The 23697-nt window shown below is 64.4% G+C and carries 26 protein-coding genes and 2 tRNA genes; 8 read left to right on the top strand and 20 right to left on the bottom strand.

Going from position 1 to position 23697, the window contains the following annotated elements:
* Positions 1-75: 75 nt before the first annotated feature.
* The 15 genes from rpsL to lexA all read right to left on the bottom strand — a co-directional run bounded on the left by rpsL (position 76) and on the right by lexA (position 17813).
* Entirely contained in the window at positions 76-450 is a 375-nt protein-coding gene (gene rpsL, locus VT84_RS09310; protein ID WP_052559669.1) for a 30S ribosomal protein S12, read from the bottom strand.
* 186 nt (positions 451-636) lie between these two features.
* Positions 637-5037: a DNA-directed RNA polymerase subunit beta' gene (rpoC, locus tag VT84_RS09305; protein WP_082839337.1), complete on the bottom strand. Its 4401-nt coding sequence runs from the start codon at positions 5035-5037 to the stop codon at positions 637-639.
* A gap of 159 nt (positions 5038-5196) precedes the next feature.
* Positions 5197-8961, bottom strand: a complete 3765-nt coding sequence (rpoB, locus tag VT84_RS09300; protein ID WP_052559667.1) for a DNA-directed RNA polymerase subunit beta — start codon at positions 8959-8961, stop codon at positions 5197-5199.
* Positions 8962-9461: 500 nt separating this feature from the next.
* Complete coding sequence (gene rplL, locus VT84_RS09295; protein WP_082839336.1) at positions 9462-9848, bottom strand: 50S ribosomal protein L7/L12; 387 nt, start codon at positions 9846-9848, stop codon at positions 9462-9464.
* Between the two features lie 180 nt (positions 9849-10028).
* Positions 10029-10574: a 50S ribosomal protein L10 gene (rplJ, locus tag VT84_RS09290; RefSeq protein ID WP_052559665.1), complete on the bottom strand. Its 546-nt coding sequence runs from the start codon at positions 10572-10574 to the stop codon at positions 10029-10031.
* A gap of 137 nt (positions 10575-10711) precedes the next feature.
* Entirely contained in the window at positions 10712-11374 is a 663-nt protein-coding gene (gene rplA / locus VT84_RS09285) for a 50S ribosomal protein L1 (protein ID WP_052559664.1), read from the bottom strand.
* Positions 11375-11767: 393 nt separating this feature from the next.
* Positions 11768-12232 carry a 50S ribosomal protein L11 gene (gene rplK, locus VT84_RS09280; protein WP_052559663.1) on the bottom strand — a complete coding sequence of 155 codons (465 nt, stop codon included), beginning with the start codon at positions 12230-12232 and terminating at the stop codon, positions 11768-11770.
* Between the two features lie 95 nt (positions 12233-12327).
* Complete coding sequence (locus VT84_RS09275; protein WP_082839335.1) at positions 12328-13251, bottom strand: transcription termination/antitermination protein NusG; 924 nt, start codon at positions 13249-13251, stop codon at positions 12328-12330.
* A gap of 37 nt (positions 13252-13288) precedes the next feature.
* Entirely contained in the window at positions 13289-14266 is a 978-nt protein-coding gene (secE, locus tag VT84_RS09270; RefSeq protein WP_082839334.1) for a preprotein translocase subunit SecE, read from the bottom strand.
* Between the two features lie 243 nt (positions 14267-14509).
* Positions 14510-14581, bottom strand: a tRNA-Trp gene (locus tag VT84_RS09265).
* A 106-nt stretch (positions 14582-14687) separates the two neighbouring features.
* Complete coding sequence (gene tuf / locus VT84_RS09260; protein ID WP_052559660.1) at positions 14688-15989, bottom strand: elongation factor Tu; 1302 nt, start codon at positions 15987-15989, stop codon at positions 14688-14690.
* 81 nt (positions 15990-16070) lie between these two features.
* Positions 16071-16143 (bottom strand) — tRNA-Thr (locus VT84_RS09255).
* A gap of 282 nt (positions 16144-16425) precedes the next feature.
* Complete coding sequence (locus VT84_RS09250) at positions 16426-16827, bottom strand: hypothetical protein (RefSeq protein WP_082839333.1); 402 nt, start codon at positions 16825-16827, stop codon at positions 16426-16428.
* Positions 16824-17138, bottom strand: coding sequence for a hypothetical protein (locus VT84_RS09245; protein WP_082839332.1), 315 nt, complete (start codon positions 17136-17138; stop codon positions 16824-16826). The genes VT84_RS09250 and VT84_RS09245 overlap by 4 nt, the downstream gene beginning before the upstream one ends.
* 42 nt (positions 17139-17180) lie before the next feature.
* Positions 17181-17813, bottom strand: a complete 633-nt coding sequence (lexA, locus tag VT84_RS09240) for a transcriptional repressor LexA (protein WP_082839331.1) — start codon at positions 17811-17813, stop codon at positions 17181-17183.
* A 167-nt stretch (positions 17814-17980) separates the two neighbouring features.
* Here lexA and VT84_RS09235 point away from each other — a divergent pair, with 167 nt between their 5' ends.
* A complete protein-coding gene (locus VT84_RS09235) occupies positions 17981-18316 on the top strand; it encodes a hypothetical protein (RefSeq protein WP_082839330.1) in 336 nt (111 codons plus the stop codon).
* On the opposite strand, the gene VT84_RS09230 is transcribed toward VT84_RS09235, so the two are convergent.
* Positions 18313-18537, bottom strand: coding sequence for a hypothetical protein (locus VT84_RS09230; protein WP_082839329.1), 225 nt, complete (start codon positions 18535-18537; stop codon positions 18313-18315). The two genes, VT84_RS09235 and VT84_RS09230, sit on opposite strands and share 4 nt — an antisense overlap.
* Before the next feature lie 128 nt (positions 18538-18665).
* Between VT84_RS09230 and VT84_RS09225 the strand changes: the two genes are divergently transcribed.
* From VT84_RS09225 to VT84_RS09190, 7 genes are all read left to right on the top strand, one after another.
* A complete protein-coding gene (locus VT84_RS09225; protein ID WP_082839328.1) occupies positions 18666-19004 on the top strand; it encodes a hypothetical protein in 339 nt (112 codons plus the stop codon).
* Between the two features lie 11 nt (positions 19005-19015).
* Complete coding sequence (locus VT84_RS09220) at positions 19016-19312, top strand: hypothetical protein (protein ID WP_082839327.1); 297 nt, start codon at positions 19016-19018, stop codon at positions 19310-19312.
* 14 nt (positions 19313-19326) lie between these two features.
* Positions 19327-19773, top strand: a complete 447-nt coding sequence (locus VT84_RS09215) for a hypothetical protein (RefSeq protein WP_082839326.1) — start codon at positions 19327-19329, stop codon at positions 19771-19773.
* 191 nt (positions 19774-19964) lie between these two features.
* Positions 19965-20168 carry a hypothetical protein gene (locus VT84_RS09210; protein ID WP_082839325.1) on the top strand — a complete coding sequence of 68 codons (204 nt, stop codon included), beginning with the start codon at positions 19965-19967 and terminating at the stop codon, positions 20166-20168.
* Positions 20169-20403: 235 nt separating this feature from the next.
* Positions 20404-20658 carry a hypothetical protein gene (locus tag VT84_RS09200; protein ID WP_082839323.1) on the top strand — a complete coding sequence of 85 codons (255 nt, stop codon included), beginning with the start codon at positions 20404-20406 and terminating at the stop codon, positions 20656-20658.
* 136 nt (positions 20659-20794) lie between these two features.
* Positions 20795-21208, top strand: coding sequence for a hypothetical protein (locus VT84_RS09195; RefSeq protein WP_082839322.1), 414 nt, complete (start codon positions 20795-20797; stop codon positions 21206-21208).
* A gap of 154 nt (positions 21209-21362) precedes the next feature.
* Positions 21363-21665 carry a hypothetical protein gene (locus VT84_RS09190; protein WP_082839321.1) on the top strand — a complete coding sequence of 101 codons (303 nt, stop codon included), beginning with the start codon at positions 21363-21365 and terminating at the stop codon, positions 21663-21665.
* A 169-nt stretch (positions 21666-21834) separates the two neighbouring features.
* Here VT84_RS09190 and VT84_RS09185 read toward each other — a convergent pair whose 3' ends face one another.
* The 4 genes from VT84_RS09185 to VT84_RS09170 all read right to left on the bottom strand — a co-directional run bounded on the left by VT84_RS09185 (position 21835) and on the right by VT84_RS09170 (position 23683).
* A complete protein-coding gene (locus VT84_RS09185) occupies positions 21835-22287 on the bottom strand; it encodes a hypothetical protein (protein ID WP_082839320.1) in 453 nt (150 codons plus the stop codon).
* A complete protein-coding gene (locus VT84_RS09180; RefSeq protein ID WP_082839319.1) occupies positions 22284-22706 on the bottom strand; it encodes a hypothetical protein in 423 nt (140 codons plus the stop codon). The genes VT84_RS09185 and VT84_RS09180 overlap by 4 nt, the downstream gene beginning before the upstream one ends.
* A gap of 40 nt (positions 22707-22746) precedes the next feature.
* Positions 22747-23151 carry a hypothetical protein gene (locus VT84_RS40665; RefSeq protein WP_239465756.1) on the bottom strand — a complete coding sequence of 135 codons (405 nt, stop codon included), beginning with the start codon at positions 23149-23151 and terminating at the stop codon, positions 22747-22749.
* A gap of 136 nt (positions 23152-23287) precedes the next feature.
* Entirely contained in the window at positions 23288-23683 is a 396-nt protein-coding gene (locus VT84_RS09170; protein ID WP_082839318.1) for a hypothetical protein, read from the bottom strand.
* Between the last annotated feature and the right edge of the window lie 14 nt (positions 23684-23697).

Raw genomic sequence — 23697 nt, 5'->3', positions numbered from 1 at the left:
TCGTAAAGTCCAGAAGCGTCAGTGGCCGGTTCCGACCTCGTGACTTTCGACTTTAAGACCTGCGACGGTGCGGGTTTACTTGCCTTCCTTCTTCGTACCGTACTTCGAGCGGGCCTGCTTCCGGTCCTGCACGCCCTGCGAGTCGAGCACGCCGCGGACGATGTGGTACCGCACGCCCGGCAAGTCGCGGACGCGACCGCCGCGGACGAGCACGATCGAGTGCTCTTGCAGGTTGTGCCCCTCACCGGGGATGTACGCGGTCACTTCGATGCCGTTCGAGAGCCGGACACGGGCCACCTTCCGGAGCGCCGAGTTCGGCTTCTTCGGGGTCATCGTCTTGACGACCGTACACACGCCGCGCTTCTGCGGGCACCCCTGCATGGCCGGGTGCTTGGGCTTCGAGCGCTGCGGTTGACGCGGGCTTTTGATCAGTTGGTTAATCGTCGGCATTCGTCTGGTCCTGTTCAACCGTCGGCGGCGGCCGAACGGGAATAAGTATGTTAGTGTCCCGCTCGCGAGCGGGAAGTCCCCCATTTAAAAAAGCGCGAACGGGGGATTCGGAACGCGGGGCGAACGAGACGCGAACTAACGCCCCTTTTGTCTTCAGTTCCGCGCTCCGACTTCCCCGTTCACGAATCACGCGCCCGTGGATTCCGGGGCCGGCGGCACGTCCGCCTCGGTCAGCGCCGGGGCCGGGAACCCGCCGCCCGGGACGTTGATCTTGACCTCGGCCTCCTGGTGCGTCTTGAACCCGGTACCGGCCGGGATCAAGTGCCCGAGGATCACGTTCTCCTTCAGGCCGACGAGGTAGTCGACCTTGCTGGCGAGCGCGGCCTCGGTCAGCACCTTCGTCGTTTCCTGGAAGCTCGCGGCGCTGATAAAACTGTCCGACTGGACCGCGGCCTTCGTGATCCCGAGCAACTGGACCTCGCGGTCGGCCTGTTCGGGGATCGTGAAGGTCGGCTGCTGCTTCTTCTTGTCCTTCTCGATCAGCACCCGCTCTTCGTCGAACGCCTCACGACTGTACACGCGCCCGGCGACCAGGGTCGTGTCGCCCGCGTTGACCACCTTCACGCACTCCTCGGTGAGCCGGCGGTTCACCTCGTCGAACGCGAACTTGTCCATCACCGCGCCGGGCAGGAGCCCCGTGTCGCCGGTGCGGGTCACCTTCACCTTGCGGAGCATCTGCGCGACGATGATCTCGATGTGCTTGTCGTCGATGTCCACGCGCTGGGACCGGTACACCGACTGCACCTCGCGGACCAGGTACTCCTGGACCTCCTGCTCGCCGCGGATCTTCAGGATGTCGTGCGGGACGAGCGGCCCGTGGACGAGCGGGTCGCCCTCCTTCACGTACTCGCTCGGGTGGACCCGGACGTGCGCGCTGGCCGGGACCAAGTGCTCGCGGGCCGAGCCGAGCGACTTCCCGTCCTCGGTCTCCTGGATGACCTCGATGATGCGCTTGCCGCGCTTCCGGGTCGGGTCAATGCGCACCCGGCCCGCGACCTCGGCCATGACCGCGGGGTTGCGCGGGCGCCGGGCCTCGAACAGCTCCGTCACCCGCGGCAGACCGCCGGTGATGTCCTGCGTCTGCGACACTTCGCGGGGCGTCTTCGCGAGCATGGACCCGGCCGACACCTTCTGGCCGTTGACCACCTGCAGGTTCGCGCGCTCGTGGATGTAGTACACCCGGTCGTCCTTGCCCTTCCCGGTCTCGACGATGATCTGCGGGTGCAGGTCGCCCTTGTGCTCCATGATGGTGAGCCGCTCGACGCCCGTGGCGCGGTCGATCTCGCGGCGCACCGTCACGCCCTCCTTGATGTCCTTGAACCGGACGATCCCGGACTCTTCGGCGATGAGCGGCACCGAGTGCGGGTCCCACCGCACCAGCGCCGTGGTCGCCGGCACCTCTTGCCCCTCGGTCACGAGCAACTCGGCCCCGTGCGGCACGCCGTACCGCTCGGCGATGTCCTTACCGCGGATGATGACGACCTCACCGGTGCGCGGGGCGAGGGCGATGTTCTTGCCCTCGTCGTTGGTGACGACCGTGATCCGCTCGAACTGGACGATCCCGCCCTTCTTGGTCTTGTGCTCGTTGTCGCCGACGTTCCCGCGCGACTGGGCCGCACCACCGATGTGGAACGTCCGCATCGTGAGCTGCGTACCCGGTTCACCGATCGACTGGGCCGCGATGATCCCGACCGCCATCCCGTCCTCGACGATGGAGCCGGTCGCGAGGTCCATGCCGTAGCACAGCCGGCACACGCCGAGCGGGGCCTCGCACGTCATGGGGCTGCGCACGGTGATCTTGTCGATCCCGATCTTCTCCAGTTCCTTCGCCTTCCCCGGGGTGATCATCTCGTTCTCGGCGAGGATCTCGCTCCCGGTCGTCGGGTTCGGGATCGAGTTGCGGCTCACGCGCCCGCGGATCGCGTCCGACAGCGACCGGTCCACCTCGTCGCCCTTGTACATCACGCCCTTGCTGATGCCCTTCGTCGTCCCGCAGTCGTGCATCGTGATGACCACGTTCTGCGCGACGTCGGCCAGCTTGCGGGTGAGGTACCCGGAGTCGGCGGTCTTGAGCGCGGTGTCGGCCAGACCCTTACGCGCGCCGTGCGTACTGGAGAAGTACTCCAGCACCGTGAGGCCCTCGCGGAAGTTCGACTTGATGGGCGTCTCGATGATCGCCCCGCTCGGCTTGGCCATGAGGCCACGCATACCGGCCAACTGACGGATCTGCTCGATACCGCCACGGGCACCGGAGTGGGCCATCAGGTAAATCGGGTTGAGGTACGGCACCTCCTTGCCCGTCACCTGGTCCTTGCGCCGGTCGTCCCGGAGGTCCGTCATCATCTTCTTGGTGATGAGGTCGCGGGCCTCCATCCACAAGTCGATCACCTTGTTGTAGCGCTCGGTCTCGGTGATGATCCCGCGGTCGAAGTTCTTGCGGACCTTCTCGACTTCCTTGTCCTTGTCCTTGAGCACGCCTTCCTTGTTGTCGGGCGTGCGCAGGTCGCTCGCGGCGAACGACAGGCCGCTCCGGGTGGCCTGGCGGAACCCGGTCTCCTTCATCCGGTCGAGCAGCGAAATGGTCTCGCGCCGGCCCAGCACCTGGTAGCAGTCCGCGATGATGCGGCTCAGGTGCTTGCTCGACAGCGGCAGGTCGTAGAACGCCATCTTCGGGTGCAGGATGTCGTTGAAGATGACCCGGCCGACGGTGGTGCGCACGAGGCCGTTGGACTTGCGCGGCAGCTCCTCGGCCCGCGGGTTGCCCTTCTCGTCCTTCACCTCGCTGATGACCTTCTTCTCGATCGGCATGCGCACGCGGACCTTCGCGTGCATCCCGAGCTTGTGCTCGGCGTGCGCGCGGAACAGTTCGAGCGGGCTGTGGAACACCATCCCGTCGCCGGCCTCGACCGCCTCGTCCTCGGCCCCGCGGCTCGCGGTGAGGTAGTAGCACCCCATCACGATGTCCTGGGACGGCGTGATGATCGGGTTCCCGTTCGCGGGGCTGAAGATGTTGTTCGTGGACATCATCAGCACGGTCGCCTCGACCTGCGCCTCGATCGAGAGCGGCAGGTGGACGGCCATCTGGTCGCCGTCGAAGTCGGCGTTGAAGCCCTTACAGACGAGCGGGTGGATGCGGATCGCGTTCCCTTCGATGAGCACCGGCTCGAACGCCTGGATACCCATCCGGTGCAGCGTCGGCGCCCGGTTGAGCATGACCGGGTGGCTCCGGGTCACCTCTTCGAGGATGTCCCACACCACGTCGTCCTTGCGCTCGAGCATCTTCTTCGCGGACTTGATCGTGTCCGCGTGGTTCAGCTCCTTGAGGCGCCGGATGATGAACGGCTGGAACAGCTCGAGCGCGATCTTCTTCGGGAGCCCGCACTGGTGCAGCTTGAGTTCCGGGCCGACGACGATCACGGACCGCGCGGAGTAGTCGACGCGCTTGCCGAGCAGGTTCTCGCGGAACCGGCCCTGCTTACCCTTAATCATGTCCGTGAGGGACTTCAGCGGGCGGTTGCTGCTCCCGAGCACCGGGCGCTTGCACCGGTTGTTGTCGAACAGCGCGTCCACGGACTGCTGGAGCATCCGCTTCTCGTTGCGGATGATGACTTCCGGCGCGTTGAGGTCGACGAGCTTCTTGAGCCGGTTGTTCCGATTGATGATCCGGCGGTACAGGTCGTTCAGGTCGCTGGTCGCGAAGTTGCCCGAGTCGAGGAGCACGAGGGGCCGCAGGTCCGGCGGGATGACCGGGATGCACTCGAGCACCATCCACTCGCACTTGTTGGAGCTGTCGCGCAGGGCCTCGACCGTCTTGAGGCGCTTGACCAGTTCCTTCTCGCGCTGCTTGGACTTCTTCTCGCCGCGCGCCACTTCCTTGTCGAGGCGCTCGCGCAGGTCCACCGAGAGCTTCACGAGGTCGAGGCGCTCGAGGAGCTTCTTGATCGCCTCGGCGCCCATGTCCACTTCAAACATGTCGCCGTGCTCGCCGCGCTTCTCCTTGTACTGCTCCTCGTTGAGCAGCTCGCGCTCCTTGAGCTTGGTGACCTCGGTGTCGCCCGGGTTGATGACGACGTAGTCCTGGAAGTAGATGATCTTTTCCAGGTTCGTGGTCTTCATGTCCAGGAGCGTCCCGAGGCGGGACGGCATGGCCTTGAAGAACCAGATGTGGACCACGTGCGCGGCGAGCTGGATGTGCCCCATGCGCTTGCGGCGCACGCGCGAGTGCGTGACCTTCACGCCGCACCGGTCACAGATCATGCCCTTGTACTTCATCCCGCGGTACTTGCCGCAGGAGCACTCCCAGTCCTTTTCCGGCCCGAAGATCTTCTCGCAGAACAGCCCGTCCTTTTCCGGCCGGTACGTGCGGTAGTTGATCGTTTCCGGCTTCTTCACCTCGCCGTGGGACCACGAGTGGATGTCCTGCGGGCTGGCGAGCGAGATGCGCACGGCCCCGAAGTCGTTGATCCGCTCGTAGCTCGTGCCCTCGGAAGCGTCGGCGTTCTTGTTGTTGTTCGCGGCGGTGCTCATATCGAATCCCCTTTGCGGCAGGAGGTCGCGTTCTGTGTCCCGAGCCCAGGGCGTTGCCCTGGGCTGAGAAATCGCAGGCTTACAGCCTGCACCGGCGTATTTTTAGCCCCGGAGGGGGCGAGACTCCTCGGCCCGGGGCAGTGCCCCGGGCGCCCGCGGTTACACCCGCTTCTTTTCCAGGCACATGTTCAATCCGAGGCCGCGGATCTCGTGCGTGAGCACGTCGAAGCTGGCGGGGGTGCCGGCCTCCAGCGTGTTCTCGCCCTTCACCATGCTCTCGTAGATCTTCGTGCGCCCCTCCACGTCGTCGCTCTTGACCGTGAGCAGCTCCTGGAGGATGTACGCGGCGCCGTAGGCCTCGAGAGCCCACACTTCCATCTCACCGAACCGCTGGCCGCCGAACCGGGCCTTACCGCCCAGGGGCTGCTGCGTGATGAGCGAGTACGGCCCGGTCGCCCGCGCGTGTACCTTGTCATCAACAAGGTGGTGCAGCTTGAGCATGTAGATGTACCCGACCGTGACCGGCTGGTCGAACGCCTCGCCGGTGCGCCCGTCGTACAGCACGCTCTTGCCGGTCGTCGGGATGCCGGCCTCTTCGAGCGAGGACTTGATTTCCTCCTCGGTCGCGCCGTCGAACACCGGGGTGACCGCCTTGAACTTGAGCTTCGCGGCGGCGTACCCGAGGTGGGTCTCGAGGATCTGGCCCACGTTCATACGGCTCGGCACGCCGAGCGGGTTCAGGAGGATGTCCACCGGGGTGCCGTCCTTGAGGAACGGCATGTCCTCTTCGGGCAGCACCTTCGAGATGACCCCCTTGTTCCCGTGGCGCCCGGCCATCTTGTCGCCGACCGAGATCACGCGCTTGGTCGCGACGTAGACCTTCACCATCTGCTGCACGCCGCTGGGCAGTTCGTCCCCGCGGTTGAGCGAGTTGAGCTTGCGCTCCTGCTCGTCGATGAAGAACTGGATGCGCTCCCAGTGGCGCCCGTAGATCTTGTGGGCCTTCTTCTGGCTGTCCGGCGTGCGGATGTCGAGCTTCTCGAGCTTGAACTCCTTCGCCTGCTCCGCGACCACCTTGTCGTCCTTGTCGGACGCGAGCTGCTTGCCCGTGTTGGGATCCTTCAGTTCCTTCTTGTCGAGGACTTCTTCGAGCGCTTTCACGAACTCGCGGAACTGCTCCGCGATCTTCTTGTTGAACTGCGTCTCGATGTCCTTGCGCTCCTTGTCGATTTGCTTCTTCTCGTCCTCGGTCATGTGCGCCCGGCGGCTGAACCGGTGTGCGGCGATGACGAGCCCTTCCGTACCGGACTGCACCTCGAGCGAGTCGTTCTTCACGTCCTCACCGGCGCGCCCGAAGATCGCGTGCAGGAGCTTCTCTTCCGGGGTCAGTTCGGACCGCGACTTGGGCGACACCTTGCCCACGAGGATGTCGCCGGGGCGCACGTAGGTACCGATCTGGACCACGCCGTGCTCGTCGAGGTTCGCGAGCGCCTTCGGCGAGACGTTCGGGATGTCGCGCGTGAACTCTTCCTTCCCGAGCTTCGTCTCGCGGATCTCGATGTCGAACTCCTCGATGTGGATCGAGGTGTACGTGTCGTTCTTGACGAGGCGCTCCGAGATGATGATCGCGTCCTCGAAGTTGTACCCCTCCCAGGACATGAACGCGACCAGCACGTTGCGCCCGAGCGCGAGTTCGCCGCTCTTGGTCGCGGCACCGTCGGCGATGATCTCGTTCTTCTTGACCTTCTGCCCCATCCGCACGATGGGCTTCTGGTTCAAGCACGTGCGCTCGTTGAGGCCGTGGTACTTGCGGAGCACGTACTCGCGGACGATCTTGTCCTTCTCTTCGAGCTTGATGCGCTCGGCGTCCACGAACACCACCGTGCCGTCTTCCTGGGCGCGGACGAGCATCCCCGAGTGGCGCGCCACGTCGATTTCCAGGCCGGTGGACACGAGCGGCGGCTCCGGGATCAACAGCGGCACCGCCTGGCGCTGCATGTTGGAACCCATGAGCGCGCGGTTCGCGTCGTCGTGCTCCAAGAACGGGATCAGCCCGGCGGAGACGCCGACCATCTGCTTCGGCGAGACGTCGATGTACTCGACCTTCTCGGCCGGGATCATCATCAGTTCGCCGCTCTGCCGGCCGCTGACGCGGTCCGCGGTGACCTTGTCGCCCTCGGTCGGGGTGTCGGCCGGGGCCAGCACCGCGTCGGCCTCTTCGTCGGCCCGGAGCTTCACGACCTCGTCGGTCAACTTCTTGCTGTGGACCTTCTTGTACGGCGTGATGAGGAACCCGTACTCGTCGATCTCGGCGTAGATCGAGAGCGACGAGATGAGACCGATGTTCGTCCCCTCCGGCGTCTCGATCGGGCAGATGCGGCCGTAGTGCGAGATGTGGACGTCGCGGACCTCGAAGCCCGCGCGCTTCCGGTTCAAACCGCCCGGCCCGAGGGCCGAGAGGCGCCGTTCGTGCGTGAGCTGCGCGAGCGGGTTCGTCTGGTCCACGACCTGCGACAGTTCGGACCGGCCGAAGAAGTACTCGATCGCGGCGCTGACGCTCTTGGGGTTGATGAGCGACCGCGGGCTCATGTCCTGTTGGTCGCGGATCGCCATGCGCTCCTGCACCGTGCGGCGCAGTTTGAGGAACCCCTTGCGGAGTTCGTCGGCGGCCAGTTCGTCGATGGTCCGCAGGCGCCGGTTGCCCAGGTGGTCGATGTCGTCCACGTGGCCCTTACCGGCTCGCAGGTCGAGCAGGTACTTCACCGAGTTCACGAAGTCGACGCTGCGGAGCGTCATCTCCGTTTCGGCGACAGTTTGGTCGAACTTCCGGTTGATGCGGAACCGGCCGACGCGCCCGAGGCGGTAGCGGTTCGCGTCCTGGAACTTCTCCTTGAAGAGTTCCTTGGCCTTTTCGAGCTGCGGCGGGTTACCCGGGCGGAGGCGCTGGTAGATCTTGAGCAGCGCGCCTTCGTGCGAGTCCTTGGAGTCGACCGCGGTGCCGACGTCCTCGGCGATCGCGTTGAGGATGATCGGGTCCTTCGGGTACGGCATCACCTGAACGGAGCCGACCTGCGTCACCGAGATCTTGTCGAACTTGTCGGACGTGAACGGCTTGCCCGCGTCGAGGTACACCTCGCCGTTCTCCGGGTCGATCACGTCTTCCACCGCGATGTACGGCATCACGTTGGCGTCGGGGTCACCAACGAGCTTGCCGCGCGCCTCTTTCGCGTTGAGCTTCACCGTCTCAATGGCGTCGCCGAAGAACTCCTTGATGATGCTCGACGTCGTGGAGTACGCCGGGTCCATCGCGCGCAGGAGCGTCACCGCGGAGAACTTGCCCGACTGGTCGATGCGGACCCCGAGCGTGTCCTTCTTGGTCGCGTTGATCTCGATCCAGCTCCCGCGCTCCGGGATGATGCGGCAGGAGTGGAGGTCCTTGTCGGCTTCGCGGGTGACGACGAAGTCTACGCCGGGCGAGCGGTGCAACTGAGATACGACGACGCGCTCGGCGCCGTTAATAATGAACTCGCCGCCCCCGATCATGATGGGCATGTCGCCGAGGTAGACTTCTTCCTCGACGGGCTCGCCCTCGGTCTTGCGGAGCCGGAGCCACACGCGGAACGGGCGCCCGTAGGTGAGGCGCAACTGGCGGCACTCGTCCGCGTCGTAGCGCGGCTTGCCGAGTTCGTACCGCAAATACTCGAGCGAGATGCGCTTGTCGTAGCTCTCGATGGGGAAAATTTCTTGCAGCACACCCTCGAGTCCGGTATGCGTGCGCCGGTCGTAAGACGCATCGAGTTGCAGGAACCGGTCGTAGGACCGGGTCTGCACGTCGGTGAGGTCCGGGACGTCCACGGCATCGCCGAAACGACCGAAGTTACGAACGGTATCCGGCGTAATGATCCGCTGGGCCGGGATCGGCATCGGTGTGCTCCTTACCCAGGTTGAAACGATGGCACGACGTATGGGCCACCGTCGCCCCTGGTGGCAACGGGCCTTGCGTCGTTGAGCAGCGGGCGTTATTGAGTGACGATGTAGGCGGCCCCGGCGCGAGTCGCACCTATCGGGGGCACAGAAAATACGACTCCCCCATACAGACCCGCCACAATAGCTGCCGGGTTCGGATGAGGGACGTCAACGGGCATCGGCATGGTGTTGAATCGAGAAGGTACGACACATCGAAGCGAGTGGGTTGTGTGCATTTTCACCACTGGCTACGCGGAATCGCCCCACTTCACCCGCTTCGTACACATCATGTGAGGAAGAGAGCGGAGCGGGAACGCTAGGGTCGTAACAGAGCGAAAGCGGGAAACCCGCCATACAATAATAATACCCAGGCGGGACAGAAAAGTCACCCCACCTGGGCATTTTTTTTGCAGTCTGCCAAAAACGCCCACTCATTACGAGTGGAACGCGGCTCCCACTTAGCCGGCCGGCTTGATGGTGACCTTCGCGCCGGTTTCTTCCAGTTTCTTCTTCACATCTTCAGCGGTCTTCTTGTCCACGTTTTCCTTGATGGCCTTCGGCGCGCCTTCAACGGTCGCCTTGGCTTCGCCCAGCCCCTGGCCGGTCAGTTCACGGACGACCTTGATCGTCTTCACCTTGTCGGCGAAGCTATCGAGGATCACGTTGAATTCGGTCGGCTCAGCCGCCTTTTCTTGCGTAGTATTCTGTTGCGGGCTGCTGGACATCACAACGCCGCCGGCGGCGGGTTCGATCTGGTACTTGTCCTTCAGGTAGTTCTTCAGCTCGACGGCTTGCGCGATGGTGAGGGCCGCGAGTTGGTCGCCGAGTTCGGTAACGGATGCCATGTCTCAGTTCCTTTAAAACAGCGCCGGGTGAAGCGGTCCGGCTAGGAGCGTAATAGCTGGTCGGGTTAAAGCCCGGGTACTGCCCCGGGCTCCGTTTTATTCTTCAGCCCTTGAGGGCTATTTTTCTGAGTTCGGGCCAAAGCCCCGGACAACTACAGACAGCGGTCACGACTCACGGGTTCAGCCCGCGGCCGGGGCCGGAGCGCCTTCGCCCTTCTCTTCGATGGCCTTCAGGATGCCGGCCAGTTGGGTCGCCGGACCGGTCAGCGCACCCACGATCGAGGAGCCGGCGCTGAGCAGAGCGTTGAGCACGTCGCCGATCGCCTCCTGGCGAGTCGGGATAACCTTGAGTTGGTCCAGCGGCATCAGTTCGCCGTCGGCGATCCCGGTCTTCGCCTTAACCTTCTCGGGCAGCTTGGGATCGGGGCGGAGCTGCTTCAGGACCGCGTCGACCGCGGTGCCGAGCGCCTTCGGGCTGTCCGCGCCCCAGCACAGGAGCGTCGGGCCGGAACCCGGATCGACCTTCATCCCGTTCTCGTCGAACACCTTCTTCACGAAACTGTTCTTGACCATCTTCACGCGAACCTTCTTGTCGCGCAGGTTCTTCCGCAGCGTGTAGTCCGCGGCGGAGTCGAGTTTCAGCGGCTCCAGCAGGACAAAGTCCCGCACGCCCTTGAACGTCTTGCGGAGATCGTTCAGCTCCAGTTCTTTGATCTTCTTGCTCATTGTGGACTCGCAGTTGGCTCGTATTTGGTGTCGGTGTGGGGTGCTTAGCCTCGGCCCCTGTCCGGGAGCGTCGCGGGCGACTCCGCCCCGAACCTCTATCCCAGCGCGAGGGACCAAACACTAAACGCGAACACAACTCAGACCGTCAGCCGGATGCCCGCCGACATGGTGGCCGAAAGGACGACCCCGTTGATGAAGTTACCCTTGACCCCGGACGGCTTGACCGAGCGGATCTGCTCGACGAACACGTTGATGTTCTCGACCAACTTCTGCTCGTCGAAGCTCATCTTCCCGACGCCCGCGTGGATCTGCCCGGTCTTGTCCGACCGGTACTCGACCTTACCCGCTTTGAACTCGCGGACCACGCTCGCGAGGTCGCCGGTGGCCGGGACCACGGTACCGGCCTTCGGGGTCGGCATCAGGCCGCGTGGCCCGAGCACCTTACCGAGGCGCGACACCTGACCCATCATGTCCTGCGACGCGAGGGCCACGTCGAAGTCGAGGAAGTTCTGCTTCTGCACCTTCTCGACGAGGTCCGCACCGCCGACCACGTCCGCACCGGCGGCCTTCGCCTTCTCGACGTTGTCGCCCTGGCAGAACACCGCGACGCGGACGCTCTTCCCGATCCCGTGGGGCAGCGGAATGGCGCCGCGCACCATCTGGTCCGATTGGGTCGGGTCGATACCGAGGTTGATGTGGATCTCGACCGTTTCGTCGAACTTCGCGCGCTTGAGCTTCTTGAGTTCGGCGACCGCCTGCTTCACGCTAACCGGGCCGGCGTCGTGGAGCTTCTTTTCCACGTTCTTGAGGTGGTTGCGGAGCTTCTTCCCGCGGCGCGGCGGGACGCCGGGCTTCTTCTTGACCTTCGGGTATCAATCGCGTCGGCGGCCTTCTTCTCGCCACCGGTGGGGCAGCGACCGGGGCAGCAGGGACAGCAGCGGTGGCTTCCGCCGGCGCCGGAGCAACTACGGGATCGCCCGCCGGTGCGGGTTCTTTGTCGTTTGCCATAACTCCAAAACCTCTCGTGTCGGGGCTCATCGCGAATCGCGACTACGACCCCTTCCGCCGCACCTGAGCGCGGCGGTAAGTGAGAAGATAACGATTACAACACCAAACAAGTGTTGGCAACGGCGACACGCCGTTTTTCTCTTGACAGCGACCTGCGTGATCCGAAACGCGATCGGGCGGGAGGGTTACTCGACCACCGTGATGCCCATGCTGCGGGCGGTGCCTTCGATGATCCGGGCCGCGTGATCGACGTCGCTCGCGTTCAGGTCGGCCTGCTTCTGCGTGGCGATGTCCTTTACCTGCTTCTTGGTGACGGTGAAACCCTTGTACTTGCCGCCCTTCTTCGAGTCGGCCGGGATCACTTCCTTGCCCGCCTTCTTCGCGTGCGGGATCTTGGCCGCGAGCTTCAGCAGGATCGCGGCGGGCGGGCTCTTGATTTTGAACTCGAAGCTCTTGTCCGAGTACACGGTGATGACCACCGGCAGCATCAGGCCCTTCATTTCGGGCTTGTTCGTCTTGTCGTTGAACTGCTTCACGAACATACCGATGTTCACGCCGTGGGCACCGAGCGCCGGGCCGACGGGCGGTGCCGGGGTTGCCGACCCGCCGGGGCACTGGAGCTTCACTTGGCCCGTCACCTGCTTCGCCATTGCTGCACCTGGAACGGATGGTCTTTGAAGAATTAACTGTTGTAGTGCCGGCGCCGGGCGGCGTCCACAATTACGTCAACCCGGTGCGCCTCGCGCTACACCTTGGCAACCTGCCAGTATTCGAGTTCCACCGGCAGCGGCCGGCCCCAGAACGTGACGACCACCGTGATCTTCGGGGCGTCGGTCGGATCCTTCGGCTCACTGATCGCGGTGACTTCGCCCTCGGAGTTCGCGAAGGAGCCCTCGCGGATGCGCACGCGGTCGCCCTTCTCGAACTCGATCTTGATCTTCTTGCCCTTGTTGTCCACCCCGGCCTGCTTCTCGCCGGTGAGCATCTGCTGGACCTCCTGGTCCGACATCGGCTCCGGGGTCGGCGGCTCGTTGGGCTTGTTGCGCAGGTTCAGGAAGTCCCCGACCCCGCTCGTTTCGCGGAACAGGTACAGGATGCGGTCGTTGAATTCCAGTTCCGCGAACAGGTACCCCTGAAACTTCTTGCGCTTGCGGGTGACCTTCCGCTCCACTGTCACGGTGTCGCCGGTCTTCTTGTCCTTGACCTTGACCGCCTTCTTCTCGATCACCTCTTCGTAGGGGATCATGATCTGGCCGAAATATTCTTCCAGCCCTTCGATCGCGACTTTACGAAGAATCGCGGCCTTGATCGTATCTTCGCGCCCGCTCTGGACCTTGATCGCGTACCACTTCTTCTTGTTTTCGGGTACCGGTTCGGCGGGTTCGTCGTCATCGTCCGACGCGGCCGCCACCGGTTCGGGCTCTTCGTCTTCCTCGGACTTTTTAGCCGGCCGCGGCTTCTTGGTCGGTTGGGACTCTTCGGCCACTTCCGGAGCCGCCTCGAACTCGGCGGCACTTTCGTCAGACGAATCACCCGACTCGATCAGATCCCGCGTCTCGCTTTCGGCGGGCGCGGGGGCAGAAACAGTGTCGTTCGAGTGCGCATCAACGACCGGGGCTGCGGGTTCCGGTTCGTTGGTCGCGGGGACATCGTCGGTGTCTTCAATCATGTTGACCCTCGGCCGCCTCGCGGTCCCGCGTTACACGTTACCACTTCTGTTCTTGTTGGACCTGCGCGCCCTTGTCCGCGTTGGTCGGCCGAGCCGGGAGCACCCCGACCGTGTTGCGACTCAACAGCCAGCCCCAAAAGAGGTCAACGGCGAGCAGGAACAGTGTCATCATAAGCGTGGTGATGAGCACCACGACGGTATCCTGGGCCAACCGCTTGCGGGTGGACCAGGACACTTTGTTCATTTCCGCTTCGGTCGCGATGAGAAACTCGGCGAAATCGGGTACGTTCACCGACCGGAACCCGACCCACAGCGTCACCGCGATAATGAGCACGAGCACCACGACTTTCGCACCGATGCTCAGCAGGAACCCGTTCATCAGCGGGATCGGCTGGATGCCGAACGGCATTGCGAGCAACATCTGCGTCGGGACCAGACCGTTCACGTAGAGCGACCACGCACCCGAGCCACCGACGAGCAGGATACCGAGAATGGTGAGGCGCCGAACCTTCACGCCGAGCGACCGCTTGTACTGGTGCGAGGAGAACCACCCCTGCTCTTCCAGTGCGACCATCCACCGCTTCCCGGTCGGGCCGGCAAAGAACCGCGCGGCGAGGTACGCGAGCCCGGCAACAACCAGCCCGCTGATCGCCATCCCCGCCGGCCCGTCGATGTTCATTGCGAATGCGCGGGCCAGGAAGAAGATCGTAATGACCGCGGAGATCATCAGGAAGATGCCGCCGTGCACGCCCTTCGGGGCGTCGCCCGCGATCTTCCCGCCGAACCACACCAGCGTCACCAGCGCGGCGCACTCGGCGATGAACCAGAACAAGTAGTCCGCCGGCCGGTTGGCCAGGCTCGGCGTCACGTACTCGGCCCACGTCACCGGGATCAGGTAGAACACGATCGCGAGCGCCGCGCACACGTAGATCGCACCCAGGAGGCTCGCGATCGGCAGGCTCAGCGTTTGGCCCGGCGTACTGGGCACGGAACTGGGTTCAACAGCGGTCGCCATGCTCCGTCCTCTCCATCCCGTCTTGGGTACGTCCCCCACTTGCGTGTGCGGCACAATCGCAACGGGAACGGGCGTATTTCGTTCGCGTCTCGCCTTGGAACCACTTGGAACTAAGTGCGAGCCGAACCGGTCCACATGAGCCAACCGGCCGCTGAACCGGGTATTCTTCCCTGTTCGGCGGCCGGTTGCGTATCGACTGCGTTTGCGCTTCGGGCACCGAGAGACCGCCGGCACCCGAGACAGCACGAGCGGAGGGATTTGAACCCCCAACCGACGGTTTTGGAAACCGTTGCTCTACCGTTGAGCTACGCTCGTAGAGCCACTTGGCACCGGCAACACGCAGTTAATTCATAAGGGACGGCGGCACCAACCGATCTCGCCGCCCCGATCAACTTGCTACCGGAGCCAACGGCTCCCCAAATCAGGCAATGATCTTCGTCACGACGCCGGAGCCGACGGTCTTGCCGCCTTCGCGGATCGCGAAGCGGAGCCCTTCGTCCATAGCGACCGGCATGCCGTCCATCAGCTCGACGGTGATCTTCACGTTGTCACCGGGCATGCACATTTCGACTTCCGCCGGCAGCGTGATCGAACCGGTCACGTCCGTGGTGCGGAAGTAGAACTGCGGCTTGTAGCCCTTGAAGAACGGCGTGTGGCGCCCGCCTTCGTCCTTGGACAACACGTAGATGTTGGCCTCGAACTTGGTGTGCGGGGTGATGCTGCCCGGCTTGGCGAGCACCTGACCGCGCTCGATCCCGTCGCGATCGATCCCGCGGAGCAGCGCCCCGACGTTGTCGCCTGCGATGGCCTTTTCGAGCGTCTTCTGGAACATTTCGATGCCGGTGAGCACCGTCTTCACGTTGTCCTTGCGGAGCCCGATGATCTCGACTTCGTCGCCGACCTTCGCGGTGCCGCGCTCGACGCGCCCGGTCGCCACGGTGCCACGGCCCTTGATCGAGAACACGTCTTCGATCGACATGAGGAACGGCTTGTCTTCTTCGCGCTGCGGGAGCGGCACATAGGTGTCGAGCGCGAACATCAGGGCATCGATCGAGAGCGAGCCCGGGTTTTCCGAGGTCGCATTTTCGAGAGCTTCCTTCGAGCGACCGAACACGATCGGGATATCATCGCCCTTGAACTCGTACTTGTTGAGCAGGTCGCGGAGCTCCATCACGACGAGCGGGATGAGTTCCGGGTCGGCCTTGTCGCACTTATTGAGGTACACGACGATGTTCGGCACACCGACCTGCTTGGCGAGCAGAATGTGCTCGCGGGTCTGGGGCATGGGGCCGTCGTCGGCGGCGACCACGAGGATAGCGGCGTCCATCTGGGCGGCGCCGGTGATCATGTTCTTGATGTAGTCGGCGTGGCCGGGGCAGTCGATGTGGGCGTAGTGTCGGCCCTTGATCGTCTGCGAGTAGTCGAGAGTGTCCGCACCCGGGTAGTCGAGCAGATCCTTGTACGGCAGGGCGTCCTTGTTCGCGTAGGTGCGATCGTTGGACTCGTACTCGACGTGGGACACAGCGATGGTGACGGTCTTGTTCGCGTCGCGAACGATCCCGCCCTTCGCGATTTCCGCGTAGGTCTTGAACTCTTTGATCTTGTTCACATACGCGTTACGAGCCATGATCGCAGCGGTCGTGGTCGTTTTGCCGTGGTCGATGTGACCGATCGTCCCGACGTTGACGTGCGGCTTGGTGCGCTCGAATGTCCCCTTAGCCATCGCTCCTCACTCCTCGACGGTTTAACGTGGTGGTTGCAGGGGTCGCGGCCGAACGGCCGTCTTCCCGTTTCGGTCCGAGAGAGCTGCTGATGGGACTTGAACCCATGACCTCCTCCTTACCAAGGAGGTGCTCTACCAACTGAGCTACAGCAGCAATACCCAGGTACAGGGTAAAAGGTTCGGACCAAAAGTGAAGGGGCGGACGACCGGGGGGCTGAACTTTCCTTTGAACTTTTTCCCGTTCCAGTTTCCCGGCCAGAGCGGGCGATGGGATTTGAACCCACGACATCTTGCTTGGAAGGGAACCGGGATTCAGCCAAACCCCTTTAAAACCAAGCAAATCCGCACATCACCATTTAGACTTCACCGCACCGTTTCCCGGTTAATGCTTGCAATTAAAGCGAAATCGGTGCGGCCGCACAAGGTGTACAGGCGCCTATAAATCGGGCCATTTTGAGAGTCGCACCCGCGGCGGATCGCGGTAAACGCGGGTGGGGATGCGGGCCTCGTCCGCGAGCTTCAGGAGCCGCGCCCACGGCCCTGGGTCGCCGATCACGACGATCGCGTGCGACTGGAAAATGATCTCGCAGTCGCGCTTGACGACACCCGAGCACAGCGGCACGAGATGGATCGGCCAGTTCTGCCCGGAGGTCAGTTGCACTTCCGGGCCGTCGCTCGTGACGAGGAGTACGATTCGGTTCCCGCCCTGGTGCCGGGTGAGCAGCCGGTCGAGCAGCGCGCCCAGCTCGCGCGGCGCTATCAAGTCGGGCGCGCCGACCACGGCGACGTAGAAGGCGCGTTGGGGTTCCGGGTTGTTGGCGTCCTTCTTCGCGCTCAAGCTGCCTCCCCTCCCTTGCTCGCGGTCCGGCACTTCACGTGGACCTTGACGCCGTTCGGGAGCTTAACGAGATCGAAGCCGTCGTGTGATCTCAGCAGTTGGCAGAGCGCGCCCGGGGCGTACCGCACGCGCCCGGCGACTTCGGTCTGGACGAGGCGCGTCGGCTTCGGCCCGACGTGCTTGCGCCCGGTCTTGGCGTCGGTGACGAGCATGGGTTGGCTCCAGGGGATCATGAGGCCCTGAATTGGTGCGGACCATTCGCCGACGACGAGGATGGTCACGGGGCGCGGGGCGGGTGGCGGGTTGAGCACGGGCGAATCTCCGGGTGGGCAATGGGGCAGGAAAGGTAGGAATCAGCAGCAGCCCTTTTTGGGCACGCGGATCACGCCGGCGTAGACGCCGAGGATCTCGTCGCCGTTGTCCGGGTTCAGGAGGAACGGCTTCATCTTCGCGTTGCACGGGTGCAGCCACTCCTCGTAGGCGCCCTCCGAGCGGCGCCGCACGAGCTTCTTGAGCGTGATGTCCCCGCCGACGCGCGCGACGACCGTGTCGCCGTTCTTCGCGCTCTGGCCCTTGCGGACCGCGACCAGGTCACCGGGCTTAATGTGCGCGTCGATCATGCTCTCCCCGCGCGCCTTGAGCAGCGTGATCGTGTCCGGGTCGAACAACTGTTCGAGATCGATCTCGTCGGGTTCGCCGTCGTCGCACGGCATCGGCTCGCCGCACGCCACCTCGCCGTAGACCTTGAGCGTGAGGCGCCCGGCCACGCCGACGATCGACAGGTTCCGGTGCCCCTCCCCGCGCACCACGTACCCTTTGCGCTCCAGCGCCTCGATGTGGTACGCCCAGGCGCGCGGCGAGGCGCAACCGATCAGTTGCGCGCCCTCGACGTTCGTCGGCGGGCGCCGGTTGTGTCGCATGTACTCGCGCAGCTTCGCGAGCGCGTTCGATTCCGGTTCGGTCAGCGGCAGTTGCTCATCGCTCATTGCGTAATCCTTTCATTTATCCGAATCGATAAAAGCCTTCTTGACACCCCAATCGGACCAAGTTATTCAATTAGATAACTGACGCACGCGATGGGATCAAGCGGATTGTTTCGATTTCACGGAGGATGACTATGGAAGGTCGCCCAAGCGCCGCTCCGACTCTACACATGCTTCGCGTTCGGACCGCCGAGGAGGACGTGTGGGAGGTCAACGTGCGGGCCGTGCAGGACGTGGAACTGGCGGTGCGGCTCGCGTACACGCTGCGGGCGTTCCTCGCGCAGCCGGTGACAGACTACACGTTCGCGCCGCGCTGGGCGTTCGAGATCCGGGCATCGATCGAGCGGGACAAGGCGGACCCGGCAACGTGCGTCGTGGAAGTGGCGCGAATCGACCGCGGGTGGCGCACCCGGTGGCGGGTGATCGCGGAATTCGATGTGAGCGACGATGAAGCGGACGGGGTCGCGGGGCGCGTTCTGCCGCACCCCTGTCGGCGCGGCGATTAGGGCTTCTTGGGCTTCTTCTGCTCTTTTTTAACGTCTTCGAGCATTTGGTTTTCGTCTTCGTCCAGCAACACACCAAACCGCTCAAGAGCGTAATCGCCGGGGTCAACGCCCCGGTGCGCGGCGATGCGTCTAATGCGTTTAACCATCGACGCGGGCAGGCGTATCGGCTCGGTCGGCTCGGTTTTCTTCGGGCGTCCCATGACGGCCAGAGTACGCACCATCTGTTCTTCTCCAAGTGTAACTGGCCATCAGAATCATAACTGGCGATTCTGAAAAAACAACACAATTAGTTATTGACATTCTGTAACAGAAACTTTATTATCTCGATACCTCGCTAACGGAGCCTCGGATGACCGCGACTGAAACACGCCCGAACGCGGTGGATTTCGACTGGGTGCCCGCCCTGCCCTCCGACACCGAGTCCTCGCCAATCGCGGGCTACCTGCGGATCTACGCGGCCCGCGCGACGACGCTGTACCGGGTCGAGGAGTTCCCCGCAGACGAGGGCCGGGGCTTCCAGTTGGTGAAGTCCGAGCACACGGCCGGCACGGACCGGGAGGCCGCGGAGTACGCGGTGTTCGCCGGGCGCGACGGCCGAACGCGGTGCGAGTGCCGCGGGTTCCTCCGCTGGTCGCACTGCAAGCATCAAGAGGCGGTCGCGGAACTGCTCGACAAGGGCCAACTGTAACGGAGGCACCCGTGATCGCTCCTGCCATCGTGCAGTACCGCGTGCGAATCCACGCCCCGCACCTGCCCTACCGCGTGCTGGTGCTCAGCCCGGAGGGGCACGCCGGGTGGACGCTGTGCGACCGCACGGCGGACGTCCACACGGCCCGGGTGCTCGCCAGCGTGTACCGCGCCGGTAACGTGGTCGCCGCCGTCGTGCGGGTGAGCGAGGGGTTGGTACCGAAAATCGAAGTCGTCGAGGCGAACGTGCCCCGGCCGAAGAACCTGACCGCGGCGCCCGGGTTCCGCACCGTGGCAACCGCCCTTTAACTGGAGATCGCCCCATGAGCCAGATTGCGAAGCACAACCCCGCACCGTGGGAACGAGAGACGGTACAAAACCGCTCTGAGCAGACCGCCTACGAGGTCGTCAAAGATGCGAACGGGAAAATCCTGTTCGACACGCTCAACAGCGACGTGGCGGAGATTCACACGGAGCACGATGAGGATGGTGCGATCCGTTGGGACGAGACCGGGCGTATCAACCTGGCGCTCGCGGCCGTGGCGCCTGATCTGCTCTCGCTCCTCGAACAGTATGTGGTTTTTGAAGCATCGACCGAAACCGTGTTCCACTCACACGAGTGCAAATCAGGGCGGTACGACCCGAACTCCTGTCGGTCCAACGGATACCCGCTGAACCCACTTGAGCGCGGGGAATTAATTCCTGCGCCCTGCGCCTGCCGACTTTGGCACTCTCGCGAGGTTATCGCCAAAGCCAAATGCGGCCGCTGAGAAAGCCGCCCGGCGGGGCACGGACAGCGTGAACTGCGATGTTACGTCGCGGGAACCCGATGGCGCCCGACAATTGTACCGCTCTCGGCGCGCACTCGCCCGTTGCGCGTCCCCCAGGGTGGCCCCTCCTTCGCGAGTGGGAAGCAAGTGACCGCCCCGCCGGGCGTGCGAACAACTAACCGGAGACGACCATGCCCACGGAAACCGAATCGCTCCCCCAGACCAAGGCGCTCACCCCGCACGAGCTACGGGACCAGGAGCGCGCGGCCGATGCGCGCGACGCGCTGGCGCTCTCGAAGCTGTTCCGTGTGGTGCTGAATGGCGGGCTCCGGCCCGACTGCCGGCGGCTGGGTCACACGCGGGTGAACCCGAAGAAAGGCGTGAGACGGAAATGACTTCGGCTGAATTGCTCGCTCGCGGGCGAGAGTTGTTTGCTTCGCTTGCGTTGTCCGAGCGGGACGCTCTTTTGGCTGCCTACGCCGCATCCGGCGCCCGCCGCCTCACCGACCTCGCGTATTCGCCCTTGATGCGGCGGATGCGCACCGACTGGTGCAACCAAACGGGGCGCGAGTGGACCGAGCCCGAGTTTTACTACTGTCTTTATGCCGCAATCCGATCCGGAGACCGCCCATGAACGACGATACCGACTCCCTGGAGCCGACCGACTGGGAGCACGAAGACGTCTACGACGTGGCCCGCTGGCACGGGTACGCGAACGTGGCGCCGACCGACAGCCGCGAGATCCTCGTGCGGCAGTTCGGCCCACTAAGTGCCGAGCAAGCCAAAGCCGCGGGCCAGGGGTACGCGGTCGGGCGCAAAGAGGCCGTGGAGCACGCGGCGGAACTGACGCGCCCGGTACCGAGATCGTCCGAAATTCCCTTTTGACACACAGTGTCTACGGCGGGCGGGGTAAGGGGCCACTCATGCCTTTCTGGGTGGCCCCGACGGGTGCGTTGCCCGGCGGATTTGGGTGTTACTTGTTACCGTTCCCCGTCCGCTGTAGTGATTTATCGAGGCCCAAATGATCACGTTCCCGCACCTTTGGATGACTGATCCCGCCACCGGGCAACTCCGGTGCTTCCGCCGGAGGGCGGACAAAGAACCGCTCACGCTGGCCGAGGCCCTCGCGAAGCGGATGCGCAGCGCCGTGTGCCACGCGGTCGTGTCGAATGTCGACATCGCCGGGGCGCAGGTGCGGCTCCACGGGTACGGAGAGGTCAGCGGGGACGGGGTCGCGGCCCTCCTCACTCGGCTTGCTAAGCTCAATGGCGACCACGTGAACGCGATGTCCGCGGCCGAAGACGAGCTGCTGAAGATCATCGAGGGCTGGCCGAACGGCGCGCCGGCCGATTACCTGGGAGCCAAAGAAGCGGCCCGGGAGCGATTCAAAGGGCGGTACCCGAACGCGAACCCGGCAATGTTCGACGTCTTTTGACCCCCGTACACGGCGGGCGGGGCCGGGCTGTCGCGTCCCCCTATATGCGGCACCCCGGACAGCGCACGGATCGCGCGACGATTTCTTACCCCAAAAATCGGCCCCTGCCCGCCGTTTGTTCACACACTGAAACCCAACCGCACGCGAGGCGCCCATGCTAATGCCGATCAGTCACGAGACTTGGCAGCAACTCCGAGTATTAGTCCGCGCGGGCGACAAGCCCGTCCCCGGCCGGGACATCCGCTACACCCGGTCGAGGGTATCGAAGACCGGTAAGTTCCTCGACGCTCTGGTCGCGAAGGGGTTGCTCGCAAAGGGCACCGAAGAACCCATCACGTGCGTAACGGAGCGCCGGCAGCCGGTCCAGTTCCGCACGCTCTACACGCTCACCGAGAAGGGCCGGCACGCGGCCGAATACGGCGAGTACGAGCGCGAAACAATTCGCGCGATCGGCTAACCGTACACCCTGAGATCACCGGCATGGCGCATGACGCGCCCCCGGTGTACCCCCTCCCCAGGTGGGAGGGGGAATCGCCCCGCCTCACGCACGGACGCCTGGGGCGGCGTGAAATACAACGGCCCGCGGGGGAGTTCCCGCGGGCCGCGCTCGTTCACCGACCCTCACTTCACCGCACGGGGTCGCGCAGCACGACCTCGTTGCCGTACTGGGTGCTCCCCACCAAACGCGGGTACCGTTTCATGCTGATCGCAACGCGGTAATGGATCGGCCCCCATCTCCCTTGGTTATCCGGGTTAAATGCCCACTCCGTAAGGTGGAGCACCCCGTCGCGGACCTCCCAGGTGCCGTGCCAGATCGTACCCCCGCTCGGGCCGCCGAGAATTGAGCAATAAGACCCGTCGGGATAGACCCAGATCGTACCCTCACTTTTCTCGTCCCAATCGTACGCCCACTTCCCGACCAGGATCTCCGCCGACAGCTTCGGAGGCGGCGGGAGCGGCGCGCCCACGGCGCGCGGGAGCCGCACGCACATCTGCAGCGCCACCGCGATCCCGGCGAACAGGATCGCGGCGAAGAGCCCGACGGTAACCAGGCGGACGAGCGGGCCGAAGCGGATCATTTGGCACTCTTTGAGGTGATCATTCCGAGGACACGCGGGCCGACCACCGCCCAGTCGACCATCGGGCGGTTGCCGGCCTTGCGGCTCTCTCGCAAGGGGCAGTTGAACCCGGCATCATCCACGTAGACGTGGGCGTATGCCTTGGGCGACTGCGTCCAGGACGCCTGGCCCGGGTTCTGGTTGACGCCGAAGAACTCCACGCCGTTGGCGCGGCAGAACTCGACGGCCTCGGTCAGCACCGGCCCGTTCTCGCGCGAGCCGTCGCCGGACCGCCCGTCGCTGCGCATCGTCCAGAGGATCAGCTTCGCGCCCGCCTCCTGCCACCGTTTCATCCACTCGAACGCGCCGGGCACGGGCGCCCCGATGTCGGGGAACTCGTGCTCCGCAATGGTCCCGTCGAAGTCGATGGCAATTAGCACGGGCGCGATCCTGTAGGGGCAATAGGGCGAGCGGGCCGGGTTACGCGGCGCTCGGCAGGGAGGCGCCCGCCGGGAGCTTAATCACCCCGAGTTTGACCAGGAAGGCCACGAACTGCGGGCCGTACTGAGCGATCAGCGCGAGGATTTTCCCGTCCCCGATCGCGCGCTCGCCCATCGGGGCGTCCGCTGCGGGCGGCACCCCTACACCCTGGGGCGGCGAATAGGTCGCGGCGATATCGTCGGTGAGTTTGGTCAGCGCGCCCTCCACGGCACTCTTGCTCTCGATCTGGGTGGAGAGCGCGGTGTTGACGCTCGACTGGGCCAGCGCGAGGGCGGCGAGGCTCTCGGTGACCTTGCCGGTCGCGGTCTGGTAGGCGTCGAACTCGGCCTGCACATCGGCCAGGGCTGCCTGAATCGCTTCGGGAACGTTGCTCAAATCGGCCACGGGTTGAACTCCTGGAACAAAGGGCGAGGTGCGCATTCACTGTTGCGCGTGAAAACGGGCCGCGCAAGTCGGCCCGCTGGGGATTGAGACACGGACGATCAGCCGGCGTGCGCGCGACCCGCGCCGCCGAAACCGCTTACCGGACCACGGTGCGCTGGAACGAGAGCGACCGCTGGCGCTGCACCGGGGCACGCTGAACCACGACGGGCGCCCGCTGCACGAGCTGCTTCTGCACGACCACCTGACGCTGGACGACGACGGGCGCGGCCTGGACCACGACCGGCGCCTGTTGCACGACGACGGGGGCCGCTTGCACTACTACGGCCTGCTGCTGTACGACCTGCACCTGGGGCGCGCCCGGCACGACGAACAGCGCGGTCGGCACCGCGACCACTTGGGCCTGAACGACCGGGGCCTGCTGCTGATAGAAGTTCGCGCCACCGGGAATCGTCAGGACCGGGGATGCGCTGCACTGCGCGAGTGAAACGGAAGCGGTCGCCAGAACCGCTGCCAAAGCAATCAGAGTCTTCATTCGATCTCTCCAGA

The organism is Gemmata sp. SH-PL17, from assembly GCF_001610855.1.
Classification (GTDB): domain Bacteria; phylum Planctomycetota; class Planctomycetia; order Gemmatales; family Gemmataceae; genus Gemmata; species Gemmata massiliana.
This window is presented reverse-complemented; position numbering and strand designations above follow the sequence as displayed.